The sequence below is a fragment of the Cupriavidus sp. GW823-FHT07A04 genome (genome assembly GCF_058794615.1).
Map to the genome: position 1 here is coordinate 119,003 of NZ_JBXAHA010000011.1, position 20,931 is coordinate 139,933.

17 protein-coding genes are annotated in these 20,931 nt (G+C 66.2%); 5 read left to right on the plus strand and 12 right to left on the minus strand.

Translation table 11 applies throughout. The features are described from left to right. Positions 1-51: 51 nt before the first annotated feature. The 4 genes from dnaG to AC1Q7Q_RS20085 all read right to left on the minus strand — a co-directional run bounded on the left by dnaG (position 52) and on the right by AC1Q7Q_RS20085 (position 4,279). Complete coding sequence (gene dnaG / locus AC1Q7Q_RS20070; RefSeq protein WP_150984193.1) at positions 52-1,866, minus strand: DNA primase; 1,815 nt, start codon at positions 1,864-1,866, stop codon at positions 52-54. Positions 1,867-2,091: 225 nt separating this feature from the next. After that, entirely contained in the window at positions 2,092-2,541 is a 450-nt protein-coding gene (locus tag AC1Q7Q_RS20075; protein ID WP_492374005.1) for a GatB/YqeY domain-containing protein, read from the minus strand. Positions 2,542-2,681: 140 nt separating this feature from the next. Then, entirely contained in the window at positions 2,682-2,894 is a 213-nt protein-coding gene (gene rpsU, locus AC1Q7Q_RS20080) for a 30S ribosomal protein S21 (RefSeq protein ID WP_043348281.1), read from the minus strand. A 110-nt stretch (positions 2,895-3,004) separates the two neighbouring features. After that, positions 3,005-4,279, minus strand: a complete 1,275-nt coding sequence (locus AC1Q7Q_RS20085; protein ID WP_492374004.1) for a BaiN/RdsA family NAD(P)/FAD-dependent oxidoreductase — start codon at positions 4,277-4,279, stop codon at positions 3,005-3,007. A gap of 183 nt (positions 4,280-4,462) precedes the next feature. Here AC1Q7Q_RS20085 and tsaD point away from each other — a divergent pair, with 183 nt between their 5' ends. Next, on the plus strand, positions 4,463-5,503 hold the full coding sequence (tsaD, locus tag AC1Q7Q_RS20090; protein ID WP_492374003.1) for a tRNA (adenosine(37)-N6)-threonylcarbamoyltransferase complex transferase subunit TsaD: 1,041 nt from the start codon (positions 4,463-4,465) through the stop codon (positions 5,501-5,503). A 67-nt stretch (positions 5,504-5,570) separates the two neighbouring features. Here tsaD and folE2 read toward each other — a convergent pair whose 3' ends face one another. From folE2 to AC1Q7Q_RS20110, 4 genes are all read right to left on the minus strand, one after another. Beyond that, entirely contained in the window at positions 5,571-6,374 is an 804-nt protein-coding gene (folE2, locus tag AC1Q7Q_RS20095) for a GTP cyclohydrolase FolE2 (protein ID WP_150984189.1), read from the minus strand. Between the two features lie 248 nt (positions 6,375-6,622). Next, a complete protein-coding gene (dxs, locus tag AC1Q7Q_RS20100) occupies positions 6,623-8,533 on the minus strand; it encodes a 1-deoxy-D-xylulose-5-phosphate synthase (protein ID WP_492374002.1) in 1,911 nt (636 codons plus the stop codon). A 59-nt stretch (positions 8,534-8,592) separates the two neighbouring features. Further along, positions 8,593-9,513, minus strand: coding sequence for a polyprenyl synthetase family protein (locus AC1Q7Q_RS20105; RefSeq protein ID WP_492374001.1), 921 nt, complete (start codon positions 9,511-9,513; stop codon positions 8,593-8,595). Next, complete coding sequence (locus AC1Q7Q_RS20110; protein WP_492374000.1) at positions 9,510-9,800, minus strand: exodeoxyribonuclease VII small subunit; 291 nt, start codon at positions 9,798-9,800, stop codon at positions 9,510-9,512. Before AC1Q7Q_RS20110 ends, AC1Q7Q_RS20105 begins: the two co-directional genes overlap by 4 nt. A 358-nt stretch (positions 9,801-10,158) precedes the next feature. Between AC1Q7Q_RS20110 and AC1Q7Q_RS20115 the strand changes: the two genes are divergently transcribed. The 3 genes from AC1Q7Q_RS20115 to AC1Q7Q_RS20125 all read left to right on the plus strand — a co-directional run bounded on the left by AC1Q7Q_RS20115 (position 10,159) and on the right by AC1Q7Q_RS20125 (position 13,386). Further along, complete coding sequence (locus tag AC1Q7Q_RS20115) at positions 10,159-11,262, plus strand: aromatic ring-hydroxylating oxygenase subunit alpha (protein ID WP_174428233.1); 1,104 nt, start codon at positions 10,159-10,161, stop codon at positions 11,260-11,262. Between the two features lie 255 nt (positions 11,263-11,517). Further along, positions 11,518-12,438, plus strand: a complete 921-nt coding sequence (locus AC1Q7Q_RS20120) for a DMT family transporter (RefSeq protein WP_441634467.1) — start codon at positions 11,518-11,520, stop codon at positions 12,436-12,438. A gap of 90 nt (positions 12,439-12,528) precedes the next feature. Further along, on the plus strand, positions 12,529-13,386 hold the full coding sequence (locus tag AC1Q7Q_RS20125) for a sulfurtransferase (RefSeq protein ID WP_492373999.1): 858 nt from the start codon (positions 12,529-12,531) through the stop codon (positions 13,384-13,386). Between the two features lie 30 nt (positions 13,387-13,416). Here AC1Q7Q_RS20125 and AC1Q7Q_RS20130 read toward each other — a convergent pair whose 3' ends face one another. The 4 genes from AC1Q7Q_RS20130 to polA all read right to left on the minus strand — a co-directional run bounded on the left by AC1Q7Q_RS20130 (position 13,417) and on the right by polA (position 19,817). Continuing rightward, positions 13,417-14,250 (minus strand): ZIP family metal transporter, encoded by an 834-nt coding sequence (locus tag AC1Q7Q_RS20130; RefSeq protein ID WP_492374036.1) that lies wholly within the window; start codon positions 14,248-14,250, stop codon positions 13,417-13,419. 193 nt (positions 14,251-14,443) lie between these two features. Next, complete coding sequence (locus tag AC1Q7Q_RS20135; protein ID WP_492373998.1) at positions 14,444-15,316, minus strand: dienelactone hydrolase family protein; 873 nt, start codon at positions 15,314-15,316, stop codon at positions 14,444-14,446. 159 nt (positions 15,317-15,475) lie between these two features. Then, a complete protein-coding gene (locus AC1Q7Q_RS20140) occupies positions 15,476-16,804 on the minus strand; it encodes an NAD(P)/FAD-dependent oxidoreductase (protein WP_492373997.1) in 1,329 nt (442 codons plus the stop codon). A 199-nt stretch (positions 16,805-17,003) separates the two neighbouring features. Beyond that, positions 17,004-19,817, minus strand: a complete 2,814-nt coding sequence (gene polA / locus AC1Q7Q_RS20145) for a DNA polymerase I (protein ID WP_492373996.1) — start codon at positions 19,815-19,817, stop codon at positions 17,004-17,006. A gap of 4 nt (positions 19,818-19,821) precedes the next feature. Here polA and AC1Q7Q_RS20150 point away from each other — a divergent pair, with 4 nt between their 5' ends. Continuing rightward, positions 19,822-20,760: an LOG family protein gene (locus AC1Q7Q_RS20150; protein WP_254615357.1), complete on the plus strand. Its 939-nt coding sequence runs from the start codon at positions 19,822-19,824 to the stop codon at positions 20,758-20,760. Positions 20,761-20,931: the final 171 nt, after the last annotated feature.

Here is a 20,931-nt window from a genome sequence, read left to right on the forward strand (position 1 = left end):
CACCACCCACCTTGCCCGACCTACCGGACGGTCAACCCGATTCAACCCAATTCAACCCAACTGCCGCCGGCGATTGATCTCGCTGACCAGCCATCGCATGCGGCTCTTGCCTTGCTCATCCGCAGTGCCCATGATCACCGACTGCTGGAGCATGTCGAGCTCGCGGCGCAACGGCCCCGCCAGCAGCTTGGCGATGGCGGTATCGAACTCCTGCTCGGCAGGTTCCTCATCGATCTCTTCACGCAGTACCGCGGCGCGCACATTGGCGTAGACCTCGGCGTACGGCGACTGTGCGAGATGCTCGCTAAAGGCCGCGAAGTTCACCTCGCCCTGCAACTCGTCGCACGCGGACACCAGGTGCGCCAGCACTTCGGCGTCGGCCTGCTCGTCTTCGAGCAGCAGTGCCCGGCTATCGGCGTCGAGCCGGCTCGACAGCTGCGGGTAGCGCATCAGCAACTGCAGCACCCGCTGCTCCAGCCCGGTGGGGGCCTGGCGCTTGGTGCGCGGCCGCGGCTGGGCAAAGCGTCCGACCCGTGCCGGGTCGCTCGCCAGCCCGCAGACGGCTTCGATTTCGGCCGGCGTGGTGCCGGTGGCATCGGCAAGCTCGCGCACGATCTGCAACCGCAGGCCGCCTGCAGGCATGGACTGCAGCAGCGGCTTGGCCTCGTACTGGGCGCGGGCGCGCCCCTCGGCCTGGCGCAGCTCCTGCCCCTCCGACACTACCTGCAGCAGGAAGCGCGACAGCGGCATGGCATCGCGCACCTGCGCGGCAAACGCGTCGGTGCCCTGCTCGCGCACATAGCTGTCCGGGTCGTGCTCGGCGGGCAGGAACAGGAAGCGGATGGTCTTGTTGTCCGCCACGTACGGCAGGCAGGCCTCCAGGGCCCGGCGCGCCGCGCGGCGCCCGGCCGCATCGCCGTCAAACGAGAACACCACGGCATCGGTCTGGCGCAACAGCTTTTGCACATGCACTGCCGTGCAGGCCGTGCCCAGCGTGGCCACGGCGTTGGCAAAGCCCAGCTGAGCCAGGGCCACCACGTCCATATAACCTTCGACCACCAAAACATAGCCGGTTTCCCGGATCGCATGGCGGGCCTCGAACAGGCCATATAGCTCGGTGCCTTTGCTGAACAGGGGCGTTTCCGGCGAATTCAGGTACTTGGGCTCGCCCTGCCCCATCACCCGCCCGCCAAAGCCGATCACCTGGCCCTTGGTGCTGCGGATGGGAAACATGATGCGGTCCCGGAAGCGATCGTAGCGCCGCGGCTTGCCGTCGGCGTCGCGCTTCTCGGCGCTTTCGATCATCAGGCCGGCTTCCACCAGCGGCCCGGCGATCGCATCGTCGCGATAATTGCCGAACACCGACTCCAGCCCCTGCCAGTCGTCCGGGGCATAGCCCAGGCCAAACTGCGCCGCGATCTCGCCGGTCAGGCCGCGGCTCTTGAGGTACTGGATCGCCTGCGGCGCGCTGCGCAATTGCTTGCGGTAGAACTCGGTCGCGCGGGTCATGGCATCGGACAGCGCCAGCGAGCGCGCCTGCACTTCGGCGCGCTGGGCCGGCGGCAGCCGGTCGCGCTCCTCGGGCACGGACAGGCCGACCGATTGCGCCAACTCGCGCACAGCATCGGGGTAGGATTGCCCCGAGTATTCCATCAGGAAGCCGATGGCCGAGCCATGCGCTGCGCAACCAAAGCAGTGATAGAACTGCTTGGTCGGCGAGACCGTGAACGACGGCGACTTCTCGTTGTGAAAGGGGCAGAGCCCCATGAAGTTGGCGCCGCCCTTCTTCAACTGCACGTACTTGCCCACCACATCGACTATGTCGACACGGTTGAGCAGGTCCTGAATGAAGGATTGCGGAATCACCCGGCTTGTCGTCCTATGGCCGAACTGCCCGTGGTACCGGGCAGCGGCGATATCTGGTTCATGAAGTGCGTGACCGGCACTGCGCTTTCCGGCCTCTTAACACTACATTGTAGTGCAGACGCAACGGATTGCAGCCAGCGCCGGCGAGGGGTGCCGGGCAAAAAGTGCCTTTAGCCGTACTCCGCGGCCTCCGGCCGCCAGGTGCCAGCTGGCGGCCCGCCCCGCTCAACGCGCCGCCAGCGCGGCCTTGACCAGACCGGAGACGGCGGTCATGTCGGCACGGCCGGCCAGTTTGGCCTTGAGCACGGCCATGACCTTGCCCATGTCCTGCGGGCCGGTGGCGCCGGTTTCCGTGACCGCGGCCTGCACTTCGGCGGCCACTTCCGCATCCGACAGGGCCGCCGGCATGTAGACCTTGAGCACTTCGATTTCCGCGCTCTCCTTGTCGGCCAGGTCGGTGCGGCCGGCCTGGGTGAACTGGGAGATGGAGTCCTTGCGCTGCTTGATCAGCTTTTCGATCACGGCCTGCACGGCGGTGTCGTCGAGCTCGATGCGCTCGTCCACTTCCCGTTGCTTGATGGCAGCCAGCAGCAAGCGGATGGTGCCGAGGCGCTCGGTCTCGCGGGCACGCATGGCGGCCTTCATGTCTTCGGTTACACGGGCTTTGAGGGACATCGCATTATTCCAGGAAAGTTTGGGCGGGATGGTGCCGGGATGGTGCCGGCAGGCGCAACGCCGGCCGTCGGGCCGCCAATGCAAAAACCCGCCGGAGCCTTGCCCACAGCGGGTTTTGATGCGGAACGCGAAGGGTACGCTCAGTACATCTTCTTCGGCAGCATCAGGCTGCGGATGCGCTTGTAGTGGCGCTTTTCGGCCGCGGCCTTCTTGCGCTTGCGCTCAGCCGTCGGCTTTTCGTAAAACTCGCGAGCCCGCAATTCAGTCAGCAAGCCGTTTTTCTCGATGGTGCGCTTGAAACGACGCATGGCAACTTCAAACGGCTCGTTTTCTTTAAGGTGGATCGTGGTCATTTTGCTGAAATAAGTAGCAGCTGTTAGCGGTTTTACGAAAGCTACAAGTGTAGCACAACCGCTGTCAAGCCCGTATGGCGGTTTTTTTGCCGCCATGCTGCTTACGACACTCAGGCTGTCCCCGCCGCCATGGCCCTTGCGCTCTCTGCCACGGCCTGCCCGGCGGCCACGCCGGATGCCCACGCCCACTGGAAGTTGTACCCGCCCAGCCACCCGGTGACGTCGACCACCTCGCCGATGAAATACAGGTTGGGCACGGTGCGCGCCATCATGGTCGCCGACGACAGCGCGCGCGTGTCCACGCCGCCAAGCGTGACCTCGGCCTTGCGGTAGCCCTCGGTGCCTGCCGGCACCAGTTGCCAGCTGTTGAGCGCCGCGCCCAGCCGGCGCAGTGCCTTGTCCGGCATATCGTGCAGCGGCTGCGCGCCGTTCAGGCCCGCTGCCGCGCACCAGGCGTCGGCCAGACGCGCCGGCAGGCGCTCGGCGAGCAGGTTGGCCAGGTGCTTGCGGCTGCCACCCTTTTGCTCGAGCAGCCATTCACTGGCGTCGTTGCCGTCGAACAGGTCGATGGTGATCGGCGTGCCAGGGCGCCAGAAGCTGGAAATCTGCAGCACGGCCGGGCCGGACAGGCCGCGATGGGTCCACAGCAAGTCCTCGCGGAAAGCGCCGGCCGTCTTGCCGTTACCCGTCGCAATATCTACCTCCATCGACACGCCGGCCAGCGGCACGAACGGCGCCCAGCCCTGCCCGTCGAACGTCAGCGGCACCAGCGCCGGGCGCGTCTCGACAACGCCCAGCCCAAACTGGCGGGCGATGCGGTAGCCGATGTCGGTGGCGCCGATCTTCGGGATGGACAGGCCGCCCGTGGCCACCACCAGCGCGCCGGCACGCACCGGCCCGCTTGCCGTCATCAGCAGGAAATCGTCGCCCTCGCGCCTGACCTCCTCCACGCCGCAGCCGGTGCGCCAGTGCACGTTGCCCGCGCCGCATTCGGCACGCAGCATCTCGATCACCTGCTCGGCGCTGTCGTTGCAGAAGAGTTGGCCGCGGTGCTTCTCGTGCCAGTCGATCTCATGCTTGCGCATCAGCGCGAGGAAATCCTGCGGCGTGTAGCGGGCCAGCGCGGAACGACAAAAGTGCGGATTAGCCGACAAGAAATTGGCCGGCCCCGCCTGCAGGTTGGTGAAATTGCAGCGCCCGCCACCGGAGATGCGGATTTTCTCCGCCACCTTGGTGGCGTGGTCGATCAGCACCACGCTGGCGCCACCCTGCCCCGCCACAGCGGCGCACATCATGCCGGCGGCCCCGGCGCCAAGCACCGCCACGTCGAAGCGCCCTGCGCGCGCGCCGGCCCGGCCGGTCTCTGTGGTCTGCTTGCTGCCCATGTCTGTCTTGCCCAATGAATGCCTGATTAGTGCCTGCGGAAGAAGCGGCGATTGTAGCGAAAAGCATGGCCAGCGCCGCTGTGCTACCCTGCTGGCCTCATGCCCGGCTGCCGGCCCGATGGTCGTCAGGCCGCTCCAACCCCTTGATTTGCCGGCCTCGCTGATGCCGGCCTTGCCTGCCCCATGCTTGTCCTCGGCATCGAATCCTCCTGCGACGAAACCGGCCTCGCGCTCTACGACACGCAATCCGGCCTGCTCGCCCACGCCCTGCATTCGCAGATCGCCATGCACCGCGACTACGGCGGCGTCGTGCCTGAGCTCGCCTCGCGCGACCATATCCGCCGCGTGCTGCCGCTGTTGCAGCAGGTGCTCGACGAAGCCGGCCGCACCCGCGCCGACATCGATGCGATTGCCTTCACCCAAGGCCCTGGCCTGGCCGGCGCGCTGCTGGTGGGTGCATCGGTGGCCAACGCCCTGGGCTTCGCACTGAACGTGCCGATGCTGGGCGTGCACCATCTCGAAGGCCACCTGCTGTCGCCGCTGCTGACACCCAATCCGCCGCCATTCCCGTTCGTTGCCTTGCTGGTTTCGGGCGGGCACACGCAGCTGATGGAAGTGCGCGGCATCGGCGATTACGCCTTGCTGGGCGAGACCCTGGACGATGCCGCCGGCGAAGCGTTCGACAAGACCGCCAAGCTGCTCGGCCTGAGCTACCCGGGCGGCCCCGAAGTCTCGCGGCTGGCCGAGTTCGGCGTGCCCGGCACGTACGCCCTGCCGCGTCCGATGCTGCATTCGGGCACCCTCGATTTCTCCTTCGCCGGCCTGAAAACCGCCGTGCTCACGCAAACCCGCAAGCTGGGCAATGTGTGCGAGCAGGACCGGGCCAACCTGGCACGCTCCTTTGTCGATGCCATCGTCGACGTGCTGGCCGCCAAGTCGATGGCCGCCCTCAAGCAGACCGGGCACCGGCGCCTGGTGGTGGCCGGCGGCGTGGGCGCCAACCGGCAGCTGCGCGAGCGGCTGAACCAGCTTGGCGCGCAGAAGAAGATCGAGGTCTACTATCCGGACCTGGCCTTCTGCACGGACAACGGCGCCATGATCGCCTTCGCTGGCGCCATGCGGCTGCAAGCCGCGCCGGAGCTGGCCAAGCGCGACTACGGCTACGGCGTGACGCCGCGCTGGGAGCTGTCGGACATCCGGCTGCCGGAGCGCCCCGCCGCCTGAAGCGAACGCTTCGATGCAGTAAAAAAAGCCACCTTACGGTGGCTTTTTTTACTGCGGCACGGCGGGCTTACTGCGCGCGCTTGTCGCGCTCGATCACGGCGTAGGCGCTGTGATTGTGGATGGACTCGAAGTTCTCGGCCTCCAGCACATAGGCCACGATGCGATCGTCCGCATTCAGGCGCATGGCGATATCGCGCACCAGGTCCTCGACGAACTTGGGGTTCTCGTAAGCGCGCTCGGTGACAAATTTCTCGTCCGGGCGCTTGAGCAGGCCCCACAACTCGCACGAGGCTTCTTCCTCGGCCATGCGCACCAGCGCCTCGACCGGCAGGTCGGCCGCCAGTTCGACGTTCATGGTGATGTGCGAGCGCTGGTTGTGCGCGCCGTACTGCGAGATCTTCTTCGAGCACGGGCACAGGCTGGTGACCGGAACCAGGGCTTTCAGGAAGACCTTGGTGGCGCCGTTGCGCACTTCGCCGATCAGCGTGACTTCATAGTCCATCAACGATTGCACGCCGGATACCGGCGCGGTCTTGTTGATGAAATACGGGAAGGTCACTTCGATGCGGCCAGCCTCGGCTTCCAGCTTGACCAGCATCTTGTCGAGCAGCGTGCGGAAGCTCGCCAGTTCCAGCGGCTCGCGCTCTTCTTCCAGCAACGCGACGAAACGCGACATGTGCGTGCCCTTCTGGTCGGCAGGCAGGTGCACATCGAGATTGAAGGTGCCGACGGTGGCCAGTACGCCAGCCGGCGTCTTCAGCGACAGGGGGTAACGCACGCCCTTCACGCCAACCCGCTGGATGGGGATCTGGCGGGTATCGAGGCTCGACTGCACGTCGGGCATCACAAAGGCGGGATTGATGTCATTCATATCGATCAGGTTTCCTCTACGGTCGCGGCATTTTTCGCAGTCAACCTTGCCGCGCAACGAGTGTGAAACCGCGGGGATGGCAAAGCCGATGGCTTCCCGCAGCTGCGAACACAGAACCTGGGATTCTAAGGGAATTTGCCTTTGACTGCCCACGAGCGGGGCGATACCCGTACGGGATGCACGGGTGATGGCATCAGGAAACCATCAGGAAAACCGGCGCGCCCGCAAGCTGCGGGCGCGCCGTTGGCTCAGGCCGCGCGGGTGGCGACGGCAGGCTGGGCCAGGTTGAAGCGCTCACGCACCGATTGCTCGATGCCCTTGGCGTCCAGCCCGCACTGCGACAACAGGAAGGCCGGGTCGCCATGATCGACGAAGCGGTCGGGCAGGCCGAGCTGCAGCACCGGCATGGCGATGCCGGCGGCGGCCAGCGCTTCGAGCACCGCGCTGCCAGCGCCGCCCATCACGCAGCCTTCTTCGACGGTGACGAGGTAGTCATGCTCGCTCGCGAGCTTCTTCACCAGCGCCTCGTCAAGCGGCTTGACGAAGCGCATGTTGGCCACCGAGGCGTCGAGCGCCTCGGCCGCGCCCAGCGCCGGATGCAGCATCGAGCCGAACGCCAGGAAAGCCACGCGCTGGCCGGCGCGCGCCCCGCCCGTGCGGCGCATCTCGCCCTTGCCCACCGGCAGCGCGGTGAGCGCGGCCTCGGTCGCCACGCCCGTGCCGGCGCCGCGCGGGTAACGCACGGCGGTCGGGCAATCCTGCTGGTACGCGGTGGTCAGCAGCTGGCGGCATTCGTTCTCGTCGGCCGGCGTCATCACCATCAAGTTGGGGATGCAACGCAGGAACGCGATATCGTAGGCACCCGCATGGGTAGCGCCGTCGGCGCCGACCAGGCCGGCGCGGTCGAGTGCGAACACCACCGGCAGATTCTGCAGCGCCACGTCGTGGATCAGCTGGTCATAGCCGCGCTGCAGGAACGTGGAGTAGATCGCCAGCACGGGCTTGAGGCCTTCACAGGCCAGCCCGCCGGCGAACGTCACGGCATGCTGCTCCGCGATGCCCACGTCGTAGTAGCGGCTGGGGAAGCGCTTCTCGAACTCGACCATGCCGGAGCCTTCGCGCATGGCCGGCGTCACCGCCACCAGCTTGGGATCGGCGGCGGCCATGTCGCACAGCCATTCGCCGAACACCTGCGTGTAGGTCTTGCGGGCCGGCTTGGTCGACGGGCGGATGCCTTCGGCCGGGTTGAACTTGCCGGGGCCGTGGTACAGGATCGGGTCGGCCTCGGCCAGCTTGTAGCCCTGGCCCTTCTTGGTGACCACATGCAGGAACTGCGGGCCGCCGCCTTCGAGGGCGCGCTGGCGGATGTTCTGCAGCGTCGGCACCAGCGATTCGAGATCATGGCCGTCGATCGGGCCGATGTAGTTGAAGCCGAATTCCTCGAACAGCGTCGCCGGCACCATCATGCCCTTGGCATGTTCCTCGAAGCGCTTGGCGAACTCGAGCACCGGCGGGGCCACTGACAGCACGCGTTCAATGCCCTTCTTGGTCGCCGCGTAGAACTTGCCGCTCATCAACCGCGCGAGGTGGCTGTTGAGCGCGCCCACCGGCGGCGAGATCGACATGTCGTTGTCGTTGAGCACCACCAGCAGCGGCAGGTCCTTGTAGACACCGGCGTTGTTCATGGCCTCGAAGGCCATGCCGGCGGTCATCGCGCCGTCGCCGATCACGGCGATGGAAACGCGCTTCTCGCCCAGCGTGCGCGCACCCAGCGCCATGCCCAGCGCAGCCGAGATGGAGGTGGACGAATGCGCGGTGCCGAAGGTGTCGTACTCGCTTTCCGAGCGGCGCGGGAAGCCCGAGATGCCGCCCCACTGGCGCAGCGAATGCATGCGGTCGCGGCGACCGGTCAGGATCTTGTGCGGATAGCTTTGGTGCCCCACGTCCCAGACGACGCGGTCGTCCGGTGTATTGAACACATAGTGCAGGGCAATGGTCAGCTCGACCGTGCCCAGGTTGGACGACAGGTGGCCGCCGGTTTGCGACACCGATTCGAGCACGTAGGCGCGGAGTTCGTCGGCCAGCGTCTTGAGCTGGCGGCGGTCCAGCCTGCGAAGGGCTGCGGGGTCGTCAATAGTTTTGAGCAGTGCGTAGGTCATGATGTCCGTTCGGCGGCCGGATTCTTGTGCCCGGTTGTCAGTTTTTCCTGCGTATCCATTCAATTCGAGCGCAGCACGATAAGATCGGCCAGTTCGCCCAGGCGTCGGGCGCGCGCGCCGAACACCGCCAACGCTTCATGCGCCGTGGCCCGAAGCTGCTCCGCCAGCTGGCGTGCAGGTTCGAGCCCCATCAGCGACACGTAGGTCGGCTTGTCGTTTGCCGCGTCCTTGCCGGCGGTCTTGCCCAGCGTGGCGGTATCCGCGGTCACGTCGAGGATATCGTCCACCACCTGGAACGCCAGGCCCACGGCTGCGGCGTAGCGGTCGAGCGCGGCCAGGCCGGCTTCGTCCACGGCACCGCAGTAAGCGCCCATGCGCACGCTGGCGCGCAGCAACGCACCGGTCTTCATGCGGTGCATGCCTTCCAGTTCTTCCAGCGACATGGCCAGGCCGACATGCTGCAGGTCGATCGCCTGCCCGCCTGCCATGCCCACCGAGCCGGATGCCCGGGCCAGTTCCGCTACCAGGCGCAGGCGCGCGGCAGCGTCGAGCGAGGCCAGCAAGGCCGATTCGGCCAGCACCACGAAGGCCTGGGTCTGCAGCGCGTCGCCCACCAGCAGCGCCGTCGCTTCATCGTAGGCCTTGTGCACGGTGGGACGGCCACGACGCAAATCGTCATCGTCCATGCAGGGCATATCGTCATGCACCAGCGAGTACGCGTGGATCATCTCCACCGCGCTGGCTGCCGCGTCGCAGGCCTCAGGGGCAGCGCCCGCTACTTCACCGGCCGCGTGCACCAGCAAGGGGCGAACCCGCTTGCCGCCGCCGAGCACAGCATACCGCATGGCTTCGTGCAGCGTGCAAGGCACTGTTTCCACAGCCGGCAGCCCGGCGTCGAGCGCGGCCTCGGTCCTGGCGCCCGTGGCGCGCATCCAGGCAGCGAAATCGCCGGCGTCGATAGCTTGATGCGATTCGCTCATTCCAGGTCTCCGGCGTCGGCGGCCATGGGCTTGAGCACATCGCCCTCCAGCACTTTAACCTGTTGTTCCACGCGTTCGAGCATCTGCTGGCAATACCTGACCAGTTCGGCCCCGCGCTTGTACGCGGCCAAAGAATCTTCCAGCGGCAAGGCGCCGCCCTCCATGCTGGCGACCATGGCCTCCAGTTCGGCCATGGCAGCCTCGTAGGAGGCGGGCGGCGCGGAGGCGGACCGCTGGTCGGTCGCGGCCGGATCGGCCTGGGCCGGGGAGCTCGTAGTCTTTGGCATTGCGGACATTGAATCTGGGGAAGCTGGGATTTTACGCCAAAGCGGGACATTGCCCGCATCCCATGCAACAGAGGGCATGGACAGCGTTGCCGGAAAGTGACTTGTGCGCTTGGGTCGTCTTTCCGAATGCGCCCTGAACGACACCTCCATGACGACCCGGGTCGACTTTTTCGCTAAAAAGGCTAAATAATCAGTCCCTTAACTTTTTCGCTCGGGTACAATCCGCGGTTCGTCAGCGCGATCCCCATCCGTCGGCCCGGAAGCAGGCCAGGGCGCGACTGACCGTCTTTCCCAAATCGATTTCTTTTTCGATGGTTGGGTTGTTCACTGCTTTCGCCTGTCATAGGGAGTGGGGATAATGTCCAATCTCAGCACCGCGCTGAAACTGGTGCCGGCTGATACGCAGTTGCCCGTAAACGTCTACATCGACGAGGCACTGCATCAACAAGAACTGGAACTGCTGTTCAAGAAGGGCCCGGGCTATGTCGGCCACGAACTGATGATCCCCGAAACGGGCGATTTTCAGGCGCTGGCCGCCGAGGACGAGGGCCGCATCCTGGTACGGAATGCCGACGGGATCGAGCTCATGTCCAATGTCTGCCGCCATCGGCAGGCCATCATGCTCAATGGCCGCGGCAATGCGAAGAACATTGTCTGCCCCTTGCACCGCTGGACCTACGACCTGAAGGGCGAACTGCTCGGCGCGCCGCATTTCGCCGAGCGTCCGTGCGTCCACCTGAACCGCTCGCCGCTACAGAACTGGAACGGCCTGCTGTTCGAGGGGCAGCGCGACGTTCGCGCCGACCTGGCCCGCCTGGGCGTGGCCGAAGACCTGAACTTCGAAGGCTACCTGCTCGACCACGTCGAGATCCACGAGTGCAACTACAACTGGAAGACCTTTATCGAGGTCTATCTGGAGGACTACCACGTCGTGCCGTTCCACCCGGGCCTCGGGAGCTTTGTCTCCTGCGACGACCTGAGCTGGGAGTTCGGCGACTGGCACAGCGTCCAGACGGTCGGGTTGCACGCGGGCCTGAAGCGCCCGGGCAGCCCTACGTACCAGAAGTGGCATGAGGCCGTGCTGCGCTTCAACAACGGCGTGCTGCCCAAGTACGGCGCGATCTGGCTCACCTACTACCCCAACATCATGGTGGAGTGGTATCCGAACGTGCTGGTGGTCTCCACCCTGCACCCGCTCGGGCCGAACAAGACGCGCAACGTCGTGGAGTTCTACTACCCCGAGGAGATCGCGCTGTTCGAGCGCGAGTTCGTCGAGGCCGAGCGCGCCGCTTACATGGAAACCTGCGTCGAGGACGACGAGATCGCAGAGCGCATGGATGCCGGGCGCCGGGCGCTGGCCAAACGCGGCGTCAGTGAGACGGGTCCATACCAGTCGCCCATGGAAGACGGTATGCAGCACTTTCATGAATGGTATCGCCGCGCCATGTCCTTCACGGACTGACCCGCCAGCCAAGTCCCAGCGAGCCGCGGCATCGACAGCGCAGCGCAGACGCAAGCAAAACGGACCGCCCATGCGGTCCGTTTTGCCTTTGGTGCGGTGCACACTCGCTGATACAATCGCCGCTTCCGGTGTGCGTCCGGCGTCTCGCCGCCTGCCCTGCCGGCCATTCGCCCCATGCGGAGCCTTTCGCGATTCGGATCCCCGCCCCCGCCAGGACCCGCTTCGCGCGCTGTCCATTCTTCCTTTCGCCCCACCATGCAATCGCTCTGGATGCTGTTCGCCGCCTTCGCCTTCTCTTTAATGGGGGTGGGCGTCAAGCTGGCATCCGAGATCTATGCCACGGGCGAGATCGTGTTCTACCGCAGCCTGATCGGCGTGATCATCATGTGGACTGTGCTGGCTTCGTCGGGCACCTCGGTGCGTACGCCGCACATGGCCATGCATATCAAGCGCAGCTTGTTCGGCGTGACCGCCCTGCTGCTGTGGTTCACCTCGATCACCATGCTGCCGCTGGCCACGGCGATGACCCTGAATTACATGTCGCCGGTCTGGATCGCGCTGATCCTGGGCGCCGGCGCAGCCTTGACCGGCACCGGCGGCGCGGACCGCAAGCTGATCGGCGCCATCCTGATGTCGTTCGGCGGCGTAATCTGCCTGTTGCAGCCTTCTGTCGGCCATAACCAGCTCACCGGTGGCCTGATCGGCCTGATCTCCGGCATGTTCACCGCGCTGGCCTATGTCGAGGTGCGCCAGCTCGGCCAGCTGGGCGAGCCCGAAGGCCGCATCGTGTTCTATTTCTCGGCAGTCGGGATGGTGGTCGGCCTGGCCTGGATGCTGTACACCGGCCCGAGCACCCACACCTGGCGCGGCGCGGGCCTGCTGCTGGCGATCGGCATCCTGGCCACGCTCGGCCAGACCGCGATGACGCGCGCCTACAAACGCGGCAACACGCTGCTCACCGCCAACCTGCAATACGCCGGCATCGTGTTCTCCAGCCTATGGGGCATGATTGTCTGGCGCGACCAGCTCAACTGGCTGTCCTGGGTCGGCATGGCGCTGATCATCGCCAGCGGCATCGCCACCACGCTGACCCGGGCGCGCGAAGGCTCCAACCGGCAGCCAACCGCTGATACCCCGGTCAAGTCGGCCGAGGCGGAAGTGCACCCCGAGGTGTAGCATCGGGGGTGGCGGACCGTGCTCACCCCGCCCTCTCACCGCGCCTGCCCGTGCCGTTGCGGCGCAACGATCCCAACCCAAGGTTACGCCATGTTCACCACCCTGATCTCCAGCCAGGACCTGCGCGCGCTGCGCGAAGACGGCAGCCGCCACAGCGTCGTGATCGACTGCAGTTTCGACCTGGCCAACCCGGCCGCCGGACGCGAGGCCTATCACGTGGGCCACCTGCCCGGCGCCTTCTACCTGCACCTGGACAACGAACTGTCCGGCGAGAAAACCGGCACCAACGGCCGGCACCCGTTGCCGGACCCGAACACGCTGACCGCGCGCCTGCGCGTGCTGGGCGTTAGCGAAGACACCCAGCTCATTGCCTACGACGCGCAGGGCGGCATGTACGCGGCGCGCGCCTGGTGGCTGCTGCGCTGGCTGGGCCACGGCGCCGTGGCCGTGCTGGATGGCGGCAAGAATGCGTGGGTGGCGGCGGGCCTGCCGCTCGAGGCAGGCAACACGCCGGAGCCCGAAACCCCGGGCAACCTGACGCGCAAGGCGGCGCTGGTGGCCACGGTGGACGCCGACGCCGTGCTGGCGAACCTGGCAAACCCGGCCCGGCTGGTGGTGGACGCCCGTGCGGCAGACCGCTTCCGTGGCGAGAATGAAACGCTGGACCCCGTGGGTGGGCATATCCCGGGCGCGGCCAACCGCTTCTTCAAGGACAACCTGGGAGAAAACGGCAGCTTCAAGCCGGCTAGCGCGTTGCGCCAGGAGTTCGGGCAAGTGCTGGGCAGCAAGCCGGCCAGCGAGGCGATCATGCAGTGCGGCTCGGGCGTGACCGCCTGCCACAACCTGCTGGCACTGGAAGTAGCCGGCATGCCGGGCGCCGCGCTCTATCCGGGCTCGTGGAGCGAGTGGTGCGCCGACCCGGCGCGGCCAGTAGCAAGCGGGGCCTGATGGCGAGCGGCGCAAGCCGCCAGGGCCAGCTTACCTGGCGGCAGCCGCCACGCCATGTGCATGGCCATGACCATGGTCATGCGCTTCGTGCACGCCATTGGTGATGAAGAAGATGGCGCAGATCCCGGTGGCGACCAGCACGACCTGGATGATCGATTCGCGCCAGCGCGGCTTGCGCTGCATCTGCGGCATCAGGTCGCTTACGGCGATATAGACGAAGCTGCTTGAAGCAATCACCAGCACGTAGGGAATCCAGCCGCTCATCTGGTCGAGCAGGTAATACCCCACCACGCCGCCAGCGATCGCCGCCAGGCTGGACAGCAGGTTAAAGGCAAAGGCGCGCGCCTTCGAGAACCCGGCGTTGAGCAGCACGATGAAATCGCCCACCTCCTGCGGGATCTCGTGCGCGGCGATGGCCAGCGCGGTGACCAGGCCAATATGCGGATCCGCCAGGAAGGCCGCGGCGATCACGATGCCGTCGGCGAAATTGTGGAAGGTGTCGCCCACCAGGATGGTCATGCCGCTACGGCCGGCTTCCTCTCGGTCATGGCCGTGGTGATGGTGGTGCCCATCGCCCTCGTGATGATGCGAGTGGCGCAGCAGCGCGACTTTTTCCAGCAGGAAGAAGCCGAGCAGGCCGGCCAGCAAGGTACCGAACAAGGCACGCGGATCGGCGCCGGACTCGAACGCCTCGGGCAGGGAATGCAGCAGCGCCGTGGCCAGCAGCACCCCCACCGAGAAACTCACCATGCGCTCGACCACGCGGGAAGCCACGGTCAGCGACAACAGCGCCGCGCCAAAGATACTGCCCACCCCCGAGATGGTGGCTGCAAGCAGGATGTAGACAAGCGTGGAATCGATGATGGGCTCCCGGGATCGGCTTTTCCGTTCTTAGGGAGCAGCATCGATCTCAAACGCAACACGGTTGCAAGAAACGAAGCCCGCATTGTACGTAGGTTGCAGCCGGTTTTGCAAATCCCGTGGCACAAGCCGCTCCTGGCTACGGGCGCGACAGCGCCGCACCCTGCTGCAAATGCGCACCAGGGCGTGCCGCGCCTCAAACCCCGTGCTGCTTGAACCAGGCCAGGCAACGCTGCCAGCCGTCCTTGGCATCCGCTTCCCGGTAACTCGGGCGGTAGTCCGCGTTGAAGGCATGGCCGGATTCCGGGTAGACCACGAACGTGGAAGCCTTGGCAAAGGGGTCGCTTGATGCCGCCAGCGCCGCCTTCATCTTCTCGACCTGTTCCTGCGTGATGCCGGTGTCCTTGCCGCCGTAGAGGCCCAGCACCGGCACCTTGAGCTGGCCGGCCAGGTCGATCGGGTTGCGCGGCTTGATCGGGGTCGGCTCGCCCACCAGCTGGCCATACCAGGCCACGCCTGCCTTCACCTGCTGGCTGTGCGCGGCGTACAGCCAGGTAATGCGCCCGCCCCAGCAGAAGCCGGTAATGGCCAGGCGGCTGGTGTTGCCGCCGTTGGCCTTGGCCCAGGCCGTCGCCGCGTCGAGGTCTCCCATCACTTGTTCATCAGGGACCTTGGAGATCAGCTTCGCCTGCAGTTCCTGGATGGTGCCGAAGCTGCTTGGGTCGCCCTGGCGCGCGAACAGCTCCGGCGCGATGGCGAGGTAGCCCAGCTTGGCAAAGCGCCGGCAGATGTCGGCGATGTGCTCATGTACGCCGAAGATCTCGCTCACCACCAGCACCACCGGCAGGTTGGTCTTGCCTTCCGGCTGGGCGCGGTACGCCGGCATGTTGAAGCCGCCCGAGGGAATCGTCACCTCGCCGGCGGCAAGGCCTGCGAAATCGGTCTTGATGGCCTGTGCCATCACAGGCAAGGCTGCTGCGGCAAAGGCCGAACCCAGCGCCGTCTTGACGAAGGCGCGGCGGTCATAGGACTGGCTGGGTACGAGGCTGTCGACTTCTGGCTTCAGCATGCGGTCTCCTGTCTGACATGGATGGCGAATCTGGATGGACAACGCACGGCGCGGCACCGCCGCCGTGGCGAGATCCGATTCTAAGCAAACATGGAGTCCAGCGCACGCGGCCGGCAAGCGGGGCGATTCGCAGTGCGATTCGCCCTGCGCCGGCGCGTGTCAGTGCAGCTTGACGCGCGGGCTGGTCTTGCTGCGCAGCCAGTGGGTCACGGTATCCAGCCCCATGCCCACGGCGCCGTGCAACGCCATGACGTGCATGCGGTACAGGGAGCTGTACATCACGCGCGCCATCAACCCTTCGATAAACATGGAGCCGCCGATCAGGCCGCCCATCAGGCTGCCGACCGCGCTGAAATGCCCCAGCGACACCAGCGAGCCCAGGTCCTTGAACCCAAAAGACGGCAGCGGCTTGCCGTCCAGGCGCGCGCGCAGCGCGCCGTAGAGGAACGTGGCCTGCTGGTGCGCGGCCTGGGCGCGCGGCGGCACGGCGCCCTGCTTCTCGGGCCAGGGGCAGCTGGCGCAGTCGCCAAAGGCAAAGATATCGGGATCGATCTCGCTTTGCAGCGTGGGCTTGACGATGATCTGGCCCATGCGGCTGACCGGCAGGCCCAGGGTGGAAAGCACCGCCGGCGCGGTAATGCCGGCGGCCCACACCGTCAGGTCGGCGTCGATGCGCTTGCCGCTGGCGGTCAGCACCGCATCCTCGGTGACTTCGGTCACGCGCTCGGCGGTGAGGACTTCGATATCGAGCTTGTGCAGCAGCTTGGTGGTTTCGGTGGACACGCGCTCGGACAGCGCGGGCAGGATGCGCGGGCCGGCCTCGACCACGTGGATGCGCACATCGCGGCGCGGATCAAGCTGATGCAGCCCATAGGCGCTGAGCACGTGCGCGGTATTACGCAACTCGGCAGAGAGCTCGACACCGGTGGCGCCGGCACCGATGATGGCAACATCCACGCGCGGGCGGCCATCCTCGCCGATGCGCCCGCGCCCGTTCTGGGCGCGCACGCAGGCCGAGATCAGCTTGCGGCGGAAGCGCTCCGCCTGGTCCACGGTATCGAGCGCGATGGCGTTCTCGGCGGCGCCGGGCACGCCGAAGAAATGCGTGACGCAGCCAATCGCCAGCACCAGGGTGTCATAGGAAAGATCGCGTGCGGGCAAGAGCTCCGTGCCGTCGAGATCGACACAGGCCGCCACCGAGATCGTCTTGCGATCCCGGTCGATGCCGGTCAGCTCGCCTTGCTGGAATTCGAAATGATGCCAGCGGGCCTGCGCCACGTATTCGAGTTGATGGGTGTGGGGATCCATGCTGCCGGCGGCAACTTCATGCAGCAGCGGTTTCCAGATATGCGTGGGGGAGCGGTCGACCAGTACCACCTGCGCGGCCCCGCCCTTGCCGAGCTTGTCGCCCAGCCGCGTGACCAGCTCCAGCCCGCCTGCTCCTCCTCCGACTACGATGATGCGATGCGCCCTTCCCTCTGTGCTCATGATCTACCCAGTGTCGTCGATATTCTTTTGCGGGGCCTGACGCGAGCCAGTGACCTCGGCTTTTCATCAGTCTGCTGCACAGCAGCACAACTGGCAAGACGCCATTCACCGATTCAGCGGTCGCTTCAATCGAAACCAGGATGCAGGAATACCGGGACGGGTGCAATCCCGGGGCGGCCCCGAAGGCCGCCCCGCGCGCTTAGTGGGCCTCCTCCCAGTTGCTGCCGGCGCCAACCTCGGCCACCAGCGGCACACGCAGTTCAGCCACGTTGCACATCAGTTCCGGCAACTTCACCTTGACCAGTTCCAGCTCGGCCTGCGGCACTTCCAGCACCAGTTCATCGTGCACCTGCATGACCTGGCGCGTGCCCAGGCCATCGCGTTCCAGCCAGTCCTGCACCGCGATCATCGACAGCTTGATCAGGTCGGCGGCAGTACCCTGCATCGGCGCGTTGATGGCGGCGCGCTCGGCGCCCTGGCGGCGCGGGCCGTTACCGCCATTGATGTCCGGCAGCCACAGGCGGCGCCCGAACACGGTCTCGACGAAGCCCTGCTCGCGCGCGGTCTGGCGCGTTTCTTCCATGTACCGCGCCACGCCCGGATAGCGCATGAAATAGCGGTCGATGTAGTGCTTGGCAGCCTCGCGCTCGATGCCGAGGTTGCCGGCCAGGCCGAAGGCGCTCATGCCGTAGATCAGGCCGAAGTTGATGACCTTGGCATAGCGGCGCTGCTCGCTGCTGACGGCATCCGGCGCCACGCCGAAGATCTCCGCGGCGGTGGCGCGGTGCACGTCCTCGCCCTCGGCGAACGAGCGCATCAGGTTCTCGTCGCCAGAGATATGGGCCATGATGCGCAACTCGATCTGCGAGTAGTCGGCCGACACGATCACGTTGCCCGGCCCGGCGATAAAGGCCTCGCGGATGCGCCGGCCTTCCTCGGTGCGCACCGGGATGTTCTGCAGGTTGGGCTCGGTGGAAGCCAGCCGGCCGGTCACCGCCGTGGTCTGCCCGTAGCTGGTATGCACGCGGCCGGTGGCCGGGTTGACCATCTTCGGCAGCTTGTCGGTGTAGGTGGACTTGAGCTTGGACAGGCCGCGATAGTCCAGCAGCAGCTTGGGCAGCGGGTAATCCTCGGCCAGCTTCTGCAACACCTCTTCGTCGGTGGATGGCGCACCGCTGGCGGTCTTCTTGACCACCGGCAGCTTCATCTGGCCGAACAGGATCTCGCCGATCTGCTTGGGCGAGCCCAGGTTGAAAGGCTGGCCCGCGGCCTCGTACGCGGCCTGCTCCAGCGTCAGCATGCGCTGGCCGAGCTGCGTGCTTTGCGCGCCCAGGCGCTCGGCGTCGATCAGCACGCCGTTGCGCTCGATCTTCTGCAGCACCACCGAGACCGGCATCTCGATCTTTTCGTAGACGTAATGCACCCCCGGCAACGCCTCGACCTGCGGGTACATGTTGCAATGCAGGCGCAGCGTGACGTCGGCATCCTCGGCCGCGTACTCGGTGGCGCGCGCGATGTCGATCTGGTCAAAGCCGATCTGGCTCGCGCCCTTGCCGCACACTTCCTCGTAGCTGATGGTCTTCAGGCCAAGCAGGCGCTCGGCCAGGCTGTCCATGCCATGGTTGCGATGGGACGCCAGCACGTAGCTCTGCAGCATGGTGTCGTGCACGATGCCGCGCAGGCTGACGCCGTGATTGGCAAAGACATGGGAATCGTACTTCAGGTTCTGGCCGACCTTGCCGCGCGACGGGTCTTCGAGCCAGGCGCGCATGCGTGCCAGCACGGCCTCGCGCGTGAGCTGGCCATTGGCTTCCAGGCCCACCACGTCCGGGCCGCGGTGCGCCACCGGGATATAGCAGGCTTCGCCTGGCTCGATCGACAGCGAGATGCCGACCAGCTGGGCCTGCAGCGGGTCCAGCGAAGTGGTCTCGGTATCGATGGACACCAGCGGCGCGGTTTCGATGCGCCGCATCCAGGCCTCCAGCGCCGCCTCGGTGGCCACGGTTTCATAGCGGATCTGGGCCGGGGCCGGGGCGCTGTCGAACAGGCCGCCCTGGGCCGGACCCGGGTCGGCTCCCGCCGCGGCGGCGCCGGCCGCAGGCGGCGCCGCGCTTGCGCGTGCCTGGGCGCGCGGGTTGGGCAGGCTTTCGCCGGTGGCCTCGCGCAGCCAGGTCTTGAATCCATAGCGCGCAAAGAAGTCAATCAGCTTGTCCTTGTCCTCGCTGCCACCCTCAAGCTGGTGGAAGTCGGCCAGCGAGCTCGTCAGGTCGCAATCGGTCTTGACCGTCACCAGCTCGCGCGCCTTGGGCAGCCACGCCAGTGTGTTGCGCAGGTTCTCGCCCACCACGCCCTTGATGCCGGGGGCATTGGCCATGACATCGTCGAGCGTGCCGTACTCGGTCAGCCATTTGACCGCGGTCTTGGGGCCCACCTTGGGCACGCCGGGCACGTTGTCCACGGCGTCGCCAATCAGCGAGAGATAGTCGACGATGCGCACCGGCGGCACGCCGAACTTGGCGGCCACGCCGGGCGGGTCGAGGATTTCCCCGCTCATGGTATTGACCAGCGTGACGTGGTCGTCGACCAGTTGCGCCAGGTCCTTGTCACCGGTGGAGACCACCGTGCGCATGCCTTCGGCGGTGGCCCGGCGCGCCAGCGTGCCGATCACGTCGTCCGCCTCCACGCCTTCCACCACCACGATGGGCCAGCCCAGCGCGCGCACCGCTTCGTGGATCGGCTCGATCTGCTTGGCCAGGTCCTCGGGCATCGACGGGCGATGCTCCTTGTAGGCCGGATACAGGTCGTCGCGGAAGGTCTTACCCTTGGCGTCGAACACGCAGGCGCTATACTCTGCCGGGAAATCGCTGCGCAGCTTGCGCAGCATATTGATCATGCCGTAGATTGCCCCTGTGGGCAGGCCCTCACCGTTCCTCAGGTCCGGCAGAGCGTGATACGCACGATACAGATAGCTCGACCCATCGACGAGCAAGAGTGTTTTTGGACTATCCGACATTCCCATGGACTCAAAATTGACTGGTGCCGCCGCAGGCGGTGCGAACGCCGCCCCCCCTTCCGACGCAGCCGGCGCCGATAACCCGGCGGCAGCCCTCAAGCAGGCCGCGCAAGGCAGTATTACCACCGCGGCCGATATGGATGTGAACGTGACGGTCAGCGCCGCTGCCGATGGCCCGGGAGATACGTCTCCCGCCGCCGGCATCCGCGCCAACCCACGCAAGATGATTCCCAGCCTGCGTGCGCTGGCCGACGAAGACCGCGCGACAGCAAAGAAGGCGCGCGCTTCGTGGCAAATGTTCACGATTATGGCAGAGTTCATCGAGGCGACCGAGTACCTTTCGGAGATCCGCCCGGCGGTATCGATCTACGGTAGCGCGCGCCTGCGCGAGGATTCACCTTACTACCAGCGCACCATCGAGATCGCCCGCCTGTTCTCCGACGCCGGCTTCGCGGTGATCTCGGGCGGCGGCCCGGGCATCATGGAGGCGGCCAACAAGGGCGCCCACGCGGGCAAGTCAGCCAGCGTGGGCCTGAACATCGAGCTTCCGCACGAGCAGCAAGGCAATCCCTACCAGGACATCGCCATGCGCTTTCGCCACTTCTTCACGCGCAAGGTCACCTTCGTCAAGAATTCGGACGCCTTTATCGTGATGCCGGGCGGTTTCGGCACGCTGGATGAGCTGGCCGAAGTGCTGACGCTGGTGCAGACCGGCAAGTCCCGCGCCGTGCCGGTGGTGCTGTTCGGCAGCCGCTTCTGGAAGGGCCTGCTTGACTGGTTCCGCTTCACCCTGCTGCCGATGGGCCTGATCGCCGAGCATGACCTCGACCTGATGAAGATCGTGGACGAGCCGCACGAAGTGCTCGAAGCGGTATATGAGTACTACGAGCAGCGCGGTGGCGACAACCCGATCCCGCCCAAGGAAGAGATGTTCTACCTGTAAGCCAGGTAGAACAGGCCCGCCAGGCTGCTTCCGCGCGCGCCACCCGCCCCGCAAAGGTGCCCGCAGGGTCACCGCAAGGGGCCCGGCGCGGGCAGGAATTGCTAGAATGGAAGCCTGACACACTGCCAAAGCCCGGCGCCGCCGGGCTGCAGCGCCATTTGTGGCGCAGCA

Excerpts from the sequence above, each read along its gene's own strand:
- AC1Q7Q_RS20075 (WP_492374005.1), bottom strand. The coding sequence starts at position 2,541 with ATGTCCCTCAAAGCCCGTGTAACCGAAGACATGAAGGCCGCCATGCGT.
- rpsU (WP_043348281.1), bottom strand. The coding sequence starts at position 2,894 with ATGACCACGATCCACCTTAAAGAAAACGAGCCGTTTGAAGTTGCCATG.
- AC1Q7Q_RS20085 (WP_492374004.1), bottom strand. The coding sequence starts at position 4,279 with ATGGGCAGCAAGCAGACCACAGAGACCGGCCGGGCCGGCGCGCGCGCA.
- tsaD (WP_492374003.1), top strand. The coding sequence starts at position 4,463 with ATGCTTGTCCTCGGCATCGAATCCTCCTGCGACGAAACCGGCCTCGCG.
- folE2 (WP_150984189.1), bottom strand. The coding sequence starts at position 6,374 with ATGAATGACATCAATCCCGCCTTTGTGATGCCCGACGTGCAGTCGAGC.
- dxs (WP_492374002.1), bottom strand. The coding sequence starts at position 8,533 with ATGACCTACGCACTGCTCAAAACTATTGACGACCCCGCAGCCCTTCGC.
- AC1Q7Q_RS20105 (WP_492374001.1), bottom strand. The coding sequence starts at position 9,513 with ATGAGCGAATCGCATCAAGCTATCGACGCCGGCGATTTCGCTGCCTGG.
- AC1Q7Q_RS20110 (WP_492374000.1), bottom strand. The coding sequence starts at position 9,800 with ATGCCAAAGACTACGAGCTCCCCGGCCCAGGCCGATCCGGCCGCGACC.
- AC1Q7Q_RS20115 (WP_174428233.1), top strand. The coding sequence starts at position 10,159 with ATGTCCAATCTCAGCACCGCGCTGAAACTGGTGCCGGCTGATACGCAG.
- AC1Q7Q_RS20120 (WP_441634467.1), top strand. The coding sequence starts at position 11,518 with ATGCAATCGCTCTGGATGCTGTTCGCCGCCTTCGCCTTCTCTTTAATG.
- AC1Q7Q_RS20125 (WP_492373999.1), top strand. The coding sequence starts at position 12,529 with ATGTTCACCACCCTGATCTCCAGCCAGGACCTGCGCGCGCTGCGCGAA.
- AC1Q7Q_RS20135 (WP_492373998.1), bottom strand. The coding sequence starts at position 15,316 with ATGCTGAAGCCAGAAGTCGACAGCCTCGTACCCAGCCAGTCCTATGAC.
- AC1Q7Q_RS20140 (WP_492373997.1), bottom strand. The coding sequence starts at position 16,804 with ATGAGCACAGAGGGAAGGGCGCATCGCATCATCGTAGTCGGAGGAGGA.
- polA (WP_492373996.1), bottom strand. The coding sequence starts at position 19,817 with ATGTCGGATAGTCCAAAAACACTCTTGCTCGTCGATGGGTCGAGCTAT.
- AC1Q7Q_RS20150 (WP_254615357.1), top strand. The coding sequence starts at position 19,822 with ATGGACTCAAAATTGACTGGTGCCGCCGCAGGCGGTGCGAACGCCGCC.